At 55.7% G+C, this 11,943-nt stretch carries 8 protein-coding genes; 2 read left to right on the top strand and 6 right to left on the bottom strand.

What is annotated here, in order from left to right:
- Positions 1-456: 456 nt before the first annotated feature.
- The 3 genes from DYY88_RS18510 to DYY88_RS18500 are packed head-to-tail and all read right to left on the bottom strand — an operon-like array spanning position 457 to position 3,495.
- Complete coding sequence (locus DYY88_RS18510; protein ID WP_201279077.1) at positions 457-1,152, bottom strand: HAD hydrolase-like protein; 696 nt, start codon at positions 1,150-1,152, stop codon at positions 457-459.
- Positions 1,153-1,179: 27 nt separating this feature from the next.
- Complete coding sequence (gene cls, locus DYY88_RS18505) at positions 1,180-2,610, bottom strand: cardiolipin synthase (protein WP_039728892.1); 1,431 nt, start codon at positions 2,608-2,610, stop codon at positions 1,180-1,182.
- Positions 2,611-2,655: 45 nt separating this feature from the next.
- The gene (locus DYY88_RS18500; protein WP_039728894.1) at positions 2,656-3,495 is read right to left on the bottom strand and encodes an endonuclease/exonuclease/phosphatase family protein; all 840 of its coding nucleotides are present in this window, start codon (positions 3,493-3,495) and stop codon (positions 2,656-2,658) included.
- 373 nt (positions 3,496-3,868) lie between these two features.
- Here DYY88_RS18500 and DYY88_RS18495 point away from each other — a divergent pair, with 373 nt between their 5' ends.
- On the top strand, positions 3,869-5,119 hold the full coding sequence (locus DYY88_RS18495) for an IS4 family transposase (RefSeq protein ID WP_052288151.1): 1,251 nt from the start codon (positions 3,869-3,871) through the stop codon (positions 5,117-5,119).
- Between the two features lie 220 nt (positions 5,120-5,339).
- The gene (locus DYY88_RS24940) at positions 5,340-7,436 is read left to right on the top strand and encodes an NACHT domain-containing protein (protein ID WP_052288637.1); all 2,097 of its coding nucleotides are present in this window, start codon (positions 5,340-5,342) and stop codon (positions 7,434-7,436) included.
- Between the two features lie 175 nt (positions 7,437-7,611).
- On the opposite strand, the gene DYY88_RS18485 is transcribed toward DYY88_RS24940, so the two are convergent.
- The 3 genes from DYY88_RS18485 to clpB form a co-directional block, all read right to left on the bottom strand.
- On the bottom strand, positions 7,612-8,076 hold the full coding sequence (locus DYY88_RS18485) for a PIN-like domain-containing protein (RefSeq protein WP_039728896.1): 465 nt from the start codon (positions 8,074-8,076) through the stop codon (positions 7,612-7,614).
- The gene (locus tag DYY88_RS18480; protein ID WP_039728897.1) at positions 8,057-8,770 is read right to left on the bottom strand and encodes a DUF433 domain-containing protein; all 714 of its coding nucleotides are present in this window, start codon (positions 8,768-8,770) and stop codon (positions 8,057-8,059) included. Before DYY88_RS18480 ends, DYY88_RS18485 begins: the two co-directional genes overlap by 20 nt.
- A gap of 158 nt (positions 8,771-8,928) precedes the next feature.
- The gene (gene clpB / locus DYY88_RS18475) at positions 8,929-11,607 is read right to left on the bottom strand and encodes an ATP-dependent chaperone ClpB (RefSeq protein WP_039728898.1); all 2,679 of its coding nucleotides are present in this window, start codon (positions 11,605-11,607) and stop codon (positions 8,929-8,931) included.
- Positions 11,608-11,943: the final 336 nt, after the last annotated feature.

Raw genomic sequence — 11,943 nt, 5'->3', positions numbered from 1 at the left:
CTTGAGNNNACCAGTGAGGCATTCATCTACCTCGCTATGATTCGGATTATGGTGCGACGCTTAGCCTAATTTGATACCTCGGATGAATTCTCAAACATCCTCTAAGGAATTAATCTACTCCATCAGGTTGACAGCAGTGATTCGTATGATTTCGAACGAGTGAAATTTCCTTATGACAGCGGAGAATGATTGCCCTATTATCACCTAAAAAATTCAGCAAATATTCAGCCTTTGACATTCAGTAAAAAAACTCAGATTTTGGCAGAGCAAGGGGCACGCCACTGCCTGATGGAGGCTCCCATCACGACCACCCGAAATCACCCCAAAAGCATCTAGGCTGACAGTAGAGGGATTCCCCATATTATGGGTAAAACCCTAACGAGAATAGGCCGCAACCGACCAGTGCCAAGCCCCAGTTATTGACATCCTTGCGTTGACATCCCACAACATAAAAGCTCACCTGGAGCCAGGGAATTTAAGACTCGCAAGTTTTTGGAATTGCCCCATCAGCTCACCGGGTGCATGACAAAGGCCATCGGCCCCCGCCTGAGTGAGTTCGTGGGCTGTGCCAAACCCCCAGGTCACCCCGATCGCCCGCAAGCCGTTATGTTTGGCCCCGTTGATATCATGGTGGCGATCGCCAATCATGACCGCATCTTTGGCAGCAATGCCCTCAGTGGTCAATAAATGGGCAATCAGGTCGGCTTTATGGGCGCGATCGCCATTCAACTCACTGCCATAGACGCCGTGAAAAAAGGGTGCCAGCTGAAAGTGCGCCACAATTTTTTCGGCAAAGACTCGTGGTTTGGAGGTGCAAACCCAAGCCATGTGGGGCGATCGCGCCACCTCTGACAGCATTGCCGCAATGCCTTCGTACACCTCGTTTTCATACAGCCCGACCGTGGCAAAGCGATCGCGATAGAGCCGGACGGCCTCGCTCGCCAGGGCCTCATCCCCCAACACGGCGACAAAGGAATCCTGTAAGGGAGGGCCGATCCACTCAGTGAGGGTGCGCTCATCCGGGAGCGGCTGCCCTAATTGCTGCAAGGCATCAAGAATGCAGGCAGTGATGCCCTGGTAGGGATTCGTGAGGGTACCGTCGAGGTCAAACAGCAGATGCATAGGCAGCGGTAAGCCTTCAAAAAGGGGCATGTTAGGCAGCTAATGATGCGGTGCAGGCTATTGCAAAGGGGCCATAAGCCGGGCGGCGCGGACCGCTAACCGGAAACCCAGGGAACGGCGATCGTATTCCCCCAGATCGACCTGATCCGAATTTTCGAAATCGTTCAACAGCATGGCTTCGACTTCTGCCAACAAAGGCCCCTGGAGCGCAAATGCCATCACCTCAAAATTCAGATGAAAGGAGCGATTGTCGAGATTAGTCGTGCCGACCCCAGCCAGGAGGTCATCAACGAGCACGACTTTTTGATGCATGAAGCCTTTGCGAAAGCGATAAATTTGAATGCCCGCTTGCTTCAGTTCTTTGTAGTAGGAAAAGGAGCAGAGATAAACGATTTGGTGATCGGGATGGGCGGGTAGCATGATCCGCACATCCACCCCGCGCAGGGCGGCCATTTTGAGCGTGGCTAGGGTCGTCTCATCAGGCACGAAGTAGGGACTGGCAATCCACAAACGGCGCTGAGCCAGCTGGAACGCACTGTTAAAAAACAAGGTGCAGGTTTGAAACGGGTCGGCAGGACCAGAGGGCAAGACCAGCAACGATTCGGCGGCGTCGGGCGCGGGGGTCACTTGCCAGTTAACCTCGGGAATGGTGCGCGTCGCCCAGTACCAATCTTGCAAAAAGGAAATTTGCAGACACTGGACGGCGGGGCCTTGCAGGCTTAAATGGGTATCGCGCCAATAGCCGAAGCGGCGATCGCGGCCCAAATATTCATCCCCCACGTTGAGGCCACCAACAAAGCCGATGCGACCATCCACCACGACGATTTTGCGGTGGTTGCGAAAGTTGAGTTGAAAGCGATTGCGGATGCCTCGGGTACTGCGAAAGGCGGTGACCTCGATGCCACTTTGCCGGAGCCGTTGCAGGGTCGAGCGTTTGAGTTGATGGGAGCCGATTTCGTCATAACTGAGATACACCCGAACGCCCTGCTGCGCCTTGGCGATGAGGGCCGCCATCAACTCACGACCAATGTCGTCATCTTTGATGATGTAGAACTGAAACAAAATGTAGGTCTGAGCGGTCTCAATGGCTGCCAACAGGGCCGCAAAGGTGGCCTCACCATTCACCAGTAATTGCGCCTGATTATGCGAAGTGAACGGGACTCGGGCGAGGTTGCTGATGAGGCGTTTCAGGCTTTTGACCGACGGGGGCAAAGGCTGAATATAGGGTTCCAGATTTTGCCGGATATAGGGGAGCTTGGCCTGATATTCGGCACTGGCGCGACGAATCGCTTCGGGATAACCGCGAAATCGAGTTCGCCCCAAAATCCAATACAGCGGCATGGCTACCCACGGAAAGGTAATCAGGGCAATGCTCCAGGCGATCGCACTCTGGGACGATCGCACATTCATCACCGCATGGGCCGCATTCAGCACCCCCAGCAGTTGCACAAAAAGGACCAACAGGCTGATGAGGGCAGTAAGTTGCATGGGGCTCGGCAAATCGTGGGGACAAAATTCGTCTGGGATTAATCGCTAGGCAAGCACATAAAATTCCACCACCATGGGCACATGGTCTGAAGATTTTAGCGTGTGCAGGACCCGGGCACTGCCAGACCGCACCGCCAACCCGCGATAAAACACATGGTCTAGCGGGTCGGACCAGAGAAAGCGCTTGAGGCGACGATCATGTTCTCGGGCAAACTGCACCTGGGTCAGGCCTAGACTGGTCATGCGCGATCGCAGCAACCTCATCCGTTCGCCATTCCAGGTGTTGAAGTCGCCCGCCACAATCATCGGCCCCGCATGGTGCTGAATGTGGTCAGCCAATTGTTGCAACTGGGCCTGAAATTTGCCGTTGTCCACAAAGTTGAGGCCGTGCACATTCACCGTCACCAGGCTTTGCCCGCGAGTCATGAGCGGATATTCGGTAATGAGGGCCACCTTCGGCGTATTGAAAACCGGCTCGTAATGTTGGGTGTGCAGATGTTGGTGATCGAGATGCTGCACTTTGGCGGCGGTCAACACGCCGAAGGCATGACGGGTGCGGGCATCGCGCAAGTTGGGCGCAAAGTGCCAGCCGTGCTCGGCAAAGGGCACCGGGGCCTGCTCCGGCGAGGCAATGCGCACCTCTTGCAGAAAAAATAGATCGGGGTCGTAGCGCTGAGCGATCGCTTCGGCCTCGGTTAACCATTCATCCAGGTGGTTATTTTTCGCGATGTTCCAGTTGGCAATGGCGATGGATGCCGGATCGAGCACCGTGCGCGAAAACTGGTGTCCTTCGATCACCGCCTCAAAAGAGGGACTAAAGGGATTGAGCCGGGCGGCGGCATCAAAGGGCCATAACTGAGAACACAAATCGCTGAAGGATGACATAGTCGCTGAGGATACTCACATCCATGATTGTGTCACTTGGGTCACGATTCGCGATCGATCACGCTGCGACGCTATCAGCTCCCGGCTTCTTTAGTGCTGGTTTAGCGTGCCGCTTTAGCCCGGGATTGCATCCCCTCCTGGGCTAATCCTGTAGGGGTTTTGTACGAGCCTATCAGAGAATCGCAGACACCTCGTTTAGCAGAAGCTAGCGGTGATTGTATAGACTAAGTTGACGTTAAAAGTTGAGTGAGTGTCAGCGCCTCCAAATGTCAGAATTTAGCCAATTGAGTGCCTTCCGCCCGCAGGTAAAAAAAGCCTAAACAGAGCTTATGAACTGGCCTGTGAGCAACCGAGCCTGTCCTTTTCTAGCTGCATGGGCAATAGCTTCCGGCAAACTGTGGCCGGGTTGTTTGCGAAAGACGAGATGAACAGTTCAACGATGTTGTCAGGTCACGTCGCAGCGACGCGAGCGCGGGCGCAAGCCAGTGAGAGCGAGTATCTGATAGCGGCCCAAGACACGACGTACTACAACTACTCAGGGCAGGCGCAGATGTCGGGACTCGGTGTAATTCAGGGCCAGGTACGGGGGCTGATGCAGCATAACGTGTTGCTTATGGATGAAGGCGGGCTGCCGCTGGGTATCGTCGACCAACAGTACTGGACGCGAGGCGGTGCGATGGACTGGCCCACGTCGCAGAAAGAGTCTCAGAAGTGGTTCAACGGTCTAGCTGCGGTCAACCAGCAAGCGCAGGGCAGCGACAAACGCTGGGTGGTCACGGGTGACCGCGAGAGCGACATCTTCGACTTCTTTAAGGCAGAGTGCGAGTCGAATGTCGACTTGCTGGTGCGGGTGTTTCAACCGCGTCGGGTCGAAGTCGTCACCGCTGGGGTCGTCTGCCCATTGCCGACAGTCTGCGCCCACCTCGACGACTATGGGAATGAGTCAGTCCAAATTGAGCGTCTGTATGACGGTAAGCGCCGCACGGTCGAGCTGACGCTACACCTGCAAGCCGCCATCGTTCATATCCATCCCAACCAGACTCTGAGCTCAGCGCGCCACAAGACGCAAGCCCTCTCGCTAGTGGTGGCGACTGAAGTCGCTTGTTGCGATGTCAAATCTCAAGCGGACTGCTTCGAGACCGACAACTCCCTGTCTTGGTTTCTGCTCACCAGTTTACCGATTACACAGGCCGACGAGGTGCAACGCATTGTTCGCTTCTATGCCTTGCGCTGGCGCATTGAGCGCCTGCATTTCACCCTCAAGTCAGGGGCACTGGATGTTGAGAAGCTACAGTTTGACGATGTCCATACCTTGACCAATGCCTTAAGCTTCTATTCTGTGGTCGCTTGGCAATTGTTGGGGCTCACCTATGCCTTGCGCCAGGACCCAGAACAACCCGCTGAGACACTGTTTGAGCCAGATGAACTGACGTTGTTGCAGCAACTGTCAGGTAAACCGGTTGCCTCGCTGCGTCAGGCAACTCTGGCATTAACCAGGTTGGTCGGCTTTGCCCCGTCTAAGAAGCAGCCCTTGCCAGGTGTCAACGTATTGGCCACTGCCATTGAACGTTTCTTCTTTGTCAAACAGGGCGCTGCAGCTGTTTCTAAACCCCTACAAGATTAGCTCCTGGGAGGGGCGATGGGGTGGGTTGGTGAAGTCGATGGCCGATATTTGACCCACCCCGCCCTTCGGGCACCCCTCCAGTGGAGGGGATCAGCCGTTGCCGAACTAACGCTAAACACATACCTTCTTTAAGAAGCCGGGGTTGTCAATCTACGACTGCCCTGACAGCCCCCAGCGCAGCGAGTACAATGGCAGCAAAATTTGCCATCAGTGTAATTTGATGCCTGCGTTGCTGCGCCTCGCTCCCCTTCTTCAAATTCCCATTTCCCAGCAGATTCAAGACACGTTGCTGACCGTGCAAGAAGCGCCGCTGGTTGCCAAGGTGATCACGGTGGGCGTCATCCTCGGAGCGATTCTGTTCTTTTTAGAAAAGCAGTCGCAGTCGCTATCGACCTTTTTGGGCAACTTGGTGCAAATTCGGGGCCAACTGACCGAACTCGGTACGGCCCCGACGGCTGCCGATATTGACACTCAAGCCGATCGTGCCAAGCTGCTGAAAGCCTTTCGCATCAAGCTCGAAAAGCGGCTGACCGATGTGCTGGGCACCGACCAACTGATTGCCCTCAGCTACGAAGATCGCCCCGGTGAAGTGGGCCGATATCAGCGCGCGGCTCCGGCCCCCGCTGCCCCACCCGACGACTCCCCCACCTGGCAAACCCGACTGCAAAGCCTGAACCCCATGCGACTGCTGCGCCGACCAGAGCAGGCTCCGGTAGCCCTGACCGACGCAGAAACCATGATGGCGGTGTTTGACCGCAAGGATGTGGCGGGGCGGCTGTTGATTTTGGGCGAGCCGGGGGCGGGTAAGACGACGACCCTGCTGGAACTGGCGCAAGAACTGGTGGCGCGGGCGGAAACGGATGATAGCGCTCCGGTGCCGATCATCTTTGAATTGTCGAACTGGACGCAGGATAGCCAAGCGATCGGCCAATGGCTGGTGGCGCAACTGAAGGAGGAATATAACGTCGCCCCCAAAATTGCTCAGCACTGGATTGCCACGCATCAGATTTTGCCACTCCTGGATGGGTTGGATGAGTTGGGGGGCGTGCGCCTGCCGAAATGTGTGCATCAGCTCAACACCTGGTTACCCGACAGTGAACCGGATCGGCGGACGGTGGTGTGCTGCCGCACGAAAGAATTTCGTCAGGGGGAAGTGAGGCTGACGGGGCTGAATGGGGCGGTGGAGCTGCAACCCCTGAGCGATACCCAAATTCAGGATTATCTGTCCTCGGTCAACCAACCCCGCCTGTGGGCCGACACCATCAAACCCTCGGCAGACCTGACAGATTTGGCCCGGACGCCGCTGATGTTGACGGTGATGGCAGTGGCCCTGGCGAACCGCCCGGCGACAAACCCGGCCGACATCTTTGATGCCTATATTGATGAGCGCTTTGCCCGGTATGAGGCCCAACACGGCCCCTTGCCCTATAGCCGTCGCGACACAGAACAGTATCTGCGGCGGCTGGCCCACCAACTGAAAGCACAAAGCCAAACGGCCTTTTTGATTGAGACGATGCAGCCCCGCGACTGGCTGCAAACTGCGGCTCAGAAATGGACTTATTCGCTGATTTTCGGGCTGATTTTCGGGCTGATTGTCGGGCTGATTTTCGGGCTGATTGGAGGGCTGATTGTCGGGCTGATTGGAGGGCTGATTTTCGGGCTGATTGTCGGGCTGATTGGAGGGTTCGATCGAATTGAACCGATTGAGATCTTAGATTTTTCCCTGGCGCGCTTCGCGCGAAAGAAATTTTTTCAGGAATGCTTTAAGCAGCTGATTGTCGGGCTGATTGGCGGGCTGATTGGAGGGCTGATTTTCGGGCTGATTGTCGGGCTGATTGTCGGGCTGATTTTCGGGCTGATTTTCGGGCTGATTGGAGGGCTGATTGGCGGACTGATTGGCGGGCTGAAAAGCGACATTACTGTTCGCACTGAGCCGAACCAGGGCATTCTTGCTTCGGCTAAAAATGCACTGATCCTGACAGGCTTAGGCGCGGTTTTTGCGGGGGCGTTGGCGATTGGGTTAAACGCGGTTTTGCCCATGCTGCTGAACGATACCGATCTAATTCGTCGCATTACAGGTGCTGGTATTGCCGCCGCGATCTGGACGCCGTTGAATGAAAGTGGTGGACAAGCCTGTATGCAGCATCTAGCTCTGCGCCTAGTCCTCTGGCGCAGTGGGACCATTCCCCCCAACTATGCCGACTTCCTCAAATACACCTCCGAGCTGCGCCTGACCCGGCAAACCGGGGGCGAGTTTCGCTTTTTCCATGACCTGCTGCGTGAGCACTTTGCCCAGTCGCCACCCCCAGCCCCCTAGCCGTCTTGTCCGTTACCGAGCCCCCCGGCTTCTTGAAGAAGCCAGGGGTCTGCTCGTCGAGATTAAAGCGGGTCGGGGCGGATCGCCCTGCCTTGATGAGGGTGATTCTCCTCGAATCGGCAGATCAGGCTTCGACGGGCGTCGGTTCGTCTTCGGGGATGGGGGCAGAGATCGCCTACGACGTTTCCTGGTCATCGGCATACTTGCTAACAATATCCCTCAGGGCTGAACTATCCTTCCACAGCTTTACCTCACCCGACTTATACACCTTGGCAATAAACGGAGGGGCGGTGGCGGTGGCAAGCTCCACCATTTTTGGATGAGCCTGGATAAACGCGGCTGAGATGAATGTGTGAGCAACCCCGCTAGAAGCAAAGATAAAAACCCTAGCCTCAACCTGAGCGATCGCCGCTTGCCCATTAGGACGACGGCCAATCATGGCGTCTTTGGTCAAAATCACCCACCCCCGCTCATGGGCAAACGGAATCCACTCAGTATCAGGAACCCCCGGATCAAACCAATCGGCATACATTTCCACCGATAGCCCGGCAGCTTTCAACGCATGCGGCACCAACCGACCTAAACATTCATCGGTAAAAAATGTGGGCGTTTCTGGTACGTTAGGCGGCGTTGTCGTCATCCTCAAGCTCAAAGGCTAGGGCCGACTGAATGAGGTGGCGATCGCACCGATAATCTTCCGCCAACAAATCCACCGACTCACCCGCTTTATAGCGATCGGCCAAAACCTCAATGGGAATACCCGTTCCCACAATGACCGGACGACCAAATGAGATATTGGGGTCAATCATCACAACTTTGGGGTCATTCTTATGACCTTGAGCATGGGGAAACGGAAATAACTTATTGGCAATGCCCTGCTCATCGACTTCAATTCGCGTTAAGTAGACTTCCAGGGTTTCACTAATCGCGATCTGACCTTGCTTAGAGGCATCCAACATGCGACCCAAATGTTTCACATAAATCGACTTGCCATCCGTACTCAAAAAGTCCTGTCTCGTTAAAGGATGGGCATAGTCCAGTTCATCACTGATGTAACTCAAAGCAATACGGATCTGCTTGAGCTCTACGTTGTGAACAATACGAATGGCTCGAAGCACATGCGCCTCAATCAAATTTGTGAACGATAAAGCACTGCTGTCGGGATCGGGCAGCTCGATCACAGGTTCTGAGAATCGCTTACCCTGCTTCGTTTGGTAATATCGTCCCCTCACCCAAGATCGCAACGTGTCATGGGGAATATGCAGATACTTCTCAGCATCCTTATACGAATAGGCCGGTAAGTTGCGAGTATCTAAACGCTTGACCGTGGGCATGTCGTCAAATCACAGCAGCAAACTTGCTGTGAGTGTACTGCATATCTATTCTGACAACTCCACCGATTTGCCCAACGCACTCACGCCCCCTCTATGAAAATGAAGCCGTCTTTGCCCTTGCAAGGTATTAAGCCCGTGGAAGTCTGGCCTCAGTTGAATCAGGCTTCCACGGGCAGAGGTTCGTCTTCGGGTTCGGGGGCGATCGCCGCCTTGTCTTGCTTGCAACTAAAGGCCAGCTTGCCGCTCTGGAGCGCCACCTGAATCGTGCTGCCTTCCGGGAACGCTTCTTCCAAAATCTTGGTAGCAATGGGATTTTCCAGCTCTTTTTGGATCGCCCGCTTCAGAGGACGAGCCCCGTACACCGGGTCGTAGCCGACCTTGGCAATGTGGTCGATCGCGGGTTTAGACAGCGACAGCGACAGCTTTTGATCCACCAACCGCTTTTCGATGCGCCGCACCTGAATCGACACGATGGAGCGCAGTTGCTCTTGCAAGAGGGGATGGAACAGGATCAGATCGTCCACCCGGTTCAGGAACTCCGGGCGGAAATGACTGCGCAGCGCCTTCAGCACCAGCTCTCGCATTTCGTCATAGCGGTTGTCATCGCCCGCCACTTCGAGAATGTGATCGCTGCCGATGTTGCTGGTCATGATCACAATGGTGTTGCTGAAATCGACATGATGGCCCTGGGCATCGGTGATGCGGCCATCATCCAGCACTTGCAGCAAAATATTGAACACATCGGGGTGCGCTTTTTCCACTTCGTCGAGCAACACGACGGAATAGGGGTGACGCCGCACGGCCTCGGAAAGTTGACCGCCCTCTTCGTAGCCGACATAGCCGGGAGGAGCCCCGACGAGCCGCGCCACGGCATGCTTTTCCATATACTCCGACATGTCGATGCGGATCAGCGCCTCTTCCATGTCGAACATGAAGGCAGCGAGGGCGCGGGCCAGTTCCGTTTTGCCGACGCCCGTTGGTCCCATAAAGAGGAAGGAGCCGAGGGGCCGACCGGGGTCATTCATGCCCGCCCGCGCCCGCCGAATGGCGGCGGCGACGGCAGCCACAGCTTCTTCTTGACCGATCACCCGCTCATGCAGGTGGCCTTCGAGCCGCAGTAGCTTTTGCCGCTCCGACTCCATCAAACGGTTAACGGGAATGCCCGTCCACTTGGCGACAATTTCGGCAATGTCCGCTTCCAGCACTTGTTCCCGCAGCAACGTTTTGCCCTGGGCCTGAATTTCCAGCAGGTGGGCTTCCTTCGCCTCCAGTTCCCGCTGCACCGCTTCCAGCTTGCCGTACTTGAGCTGAGCCGCTTTGTTCAGGTCGTAGGCGCGCTCGGCCTGATCCACCTGGAGGCGCAGATGTTCTTCTTCTTCCTTCAGGGCGTTGATGGCTTCCAGGGTTTGCTTTTCCGTTTGCCACTGACCGCTGAATTGCGCTTGCCGCTCGGATAGGTCGGTGATTTCTTCTTTAATGCGGGCCAGTCGTTCCTGGGCAGTGCGATAGGCCGCGCCGGAAGAGGCGTCTTCGCTTTCCAGGGACAGTTGCTCCATTTGGAGCTGCATGAGGCGGCGATCGATCACTTCCAACTCTTCCGGCTTGGAGGTGATTTCCATCTTGAGCTTGGCGGCGGCTTCATCCACCAGGTCGATCGCTTTATCCGGCAAAAAGCGATCGCTGATGTAGCGATCGGACATCACCGCTGCGGCCACCAGCGCGGAGTCCGCAATTTTCACCCCGTGGTGGACTTCGTAGCGTTCCTTCAGTCCCCGCAGGATAGAAATGGTGTCGTCGGCGGTGGGCTGTTCCACATACACTTGTTGGAACCGCCGTTCCAAAGCCGCATCTTTTTCGATGTGCTTGCGATACTCATCCAGGGTCGTCGCGCCAATGCAGCGGAGTTCGCCCCGCGCTAGCATCGGCTTCAGCAGATTGCCCGCATCCATCGTGCCCTGTCCGGCTCCGGCCCCGACGACGGTGTGCAGTTCGTCGATAAACAGCACAATTTGCCCATCGGACTCGGTCACTTCCCGCAGCACCGATCGCAGGCGATCTTCAAATTCGCCGCGATATTTGGCCCCGGCAATCAGCGCCCCGATGTCGAGGGAGATGAGCTGGCGGTTTTTCAGCGATTCCGGCACGTCACCATTGAGAATGCGCTGGGCCAGTCCTTCGGCGATCGCCGTCTTCCCCACCCCCGGTTCACCAATCAGCACGGGATTATTTTTGGTGCGGCGCGACAGCACTTGGATCACCCGGCGAATTTCTTCATCTCGCCCAATCACCGGATCGAGATGCCCCTCCCGCGCTAACTCAGTCAGGTCACGGCCAAACTTCTCCAGCGCTTGATACCGATTCTCAGGATCTTGATCGGTCACTTTTTGACCGCCGCGAATGGTTTTAATCGCGGTGGTCAACTCAGCAGTGCCGACCTCAAACCCGCGCAGCAGGCGGCGACCAATACGCTCATCCTCCGCAAAGCCCAACAGCAGGTGCTCCACCGAGATGAACTTGTCGCTCATGTCGAGTCGCGCCGCTTCGGATTGATCGAGCATGCGATCGAGACTTTTGCCCAGGTACAAATTGCTATCGGCAGAGACCCGCACCCGTGCCTGCCGCTTGGCAAAGGTGTCCAACTCTTTCAGCAGCAGTTCCGGATCGAGGCTGGCCTTTTGCAATACCGTATTGCCCAAGCCATCTTTTTGCTCTAGCAGCGCAATGATGACGTGTTCGGCTTCGAGATATTGATGGTTGTAGCGGCGAGCCACCGTTTGGGCTTCGACGATCGCATCCCAAGCTTTGGTCGTAAATTTATCCGGATCGGTGGGCTGCATAACAGGTTAAATATGGCGGGCAAAGATAGGTAGAAATCCCTAAGTACTTCAGTGTATCAGTCATTTTGAAAGGGGGGCAGGGTCGAAGAGTGTGAGGGGAGTTGGGGGTGAGGGTGGCAGGGTAACGGGGTATGAGGGTCGCTGGGTGTTGGCGACTGGCAGTCTGCTATCCCCAACCACTAAAGCGCTCCCATGTTTAGGAATCAGGACTTTATAAAATTCAAGTCTTGTCGCGCAGGCATCTTGCCTGCTCTTGAACAGCCGAGACGGCTGTTCACACTTAATTTAAGTCCAATTCCTTAATTCAATTCCCATTCCTGAGCGATCGCCGCCCTT

The sequence above is a fragment of the Leptolyngbya iicbica LK genome, from assembly GCF_004212215.1.
Classification (GTDB): domain Bacteria; phylum Cyanobacteriota; class Cyanobacteriia; order Phormidesmidales; family Phormidesmidaceae; genus Halomicronema; species Halomicronema iicbica.
The sequence above is the reverse complement of the archived record's forward strand: the minus strand, read 5'-3'. Positions and strand labels throughout refer to the sequence as shown.

Coding starts and splice junctions, on each gene's coding strand:
- DYY88_RS18480 (WP_039728897.1), bottom strand. CDS start 8,770: ATGCCCACGGTCAAGCGTTTAGATACTCGCAACTTACCGGCCTATTCG.
- DYY88_RS18495 (WP_052288151.1), top strand. CDS start 3,869: ATGGGCAATAGCTTCCGGCAAACTGTGGCCGGGTTGTTTGCGAAAGAC.
- DYY88_RS18510 (WP_201279077.1), bottom strand. CDS start 1,152: ATGCCCCTTTTTGAAGGCTTACCGCTGCCTATGCATCTGCTGTTTGAC.
- DYY88_RS18500 (WP_039728894.1), bottom strand. CDS start 3,495: ATGTCATCCTTCAGCGATTTGTGTTCTCAGTTATGGCCCTTTGATGCC.
- cls (WP_039728892.1), bottom strand. CDS start 2,610: ATGCAACTTACTGCCCTCATCAGCCTGTTGGTCCTTTTTGTGCAACTG.
- DYY88_RS24940 (WP_052288637.1), top strand. CDS start 5,340: ATGCCTGCGTTGCTGCGCCTCGCTCCCCTTCTTCAAATTCCCATTTCC.
- DYY88_RS18485 (WP_039728896.1), bottom strand. CDS start 8,076: ATGACGACAACGCCGCCTAACGTACCAGAAACGCCCACATTTTTTACC.
- clpB (WP_039728898.1), bottom strand. CDS start 11,607: ATGCAGCCCACCGATCCGGATAAATTTACGACCAAAGCTTGGGATGCG.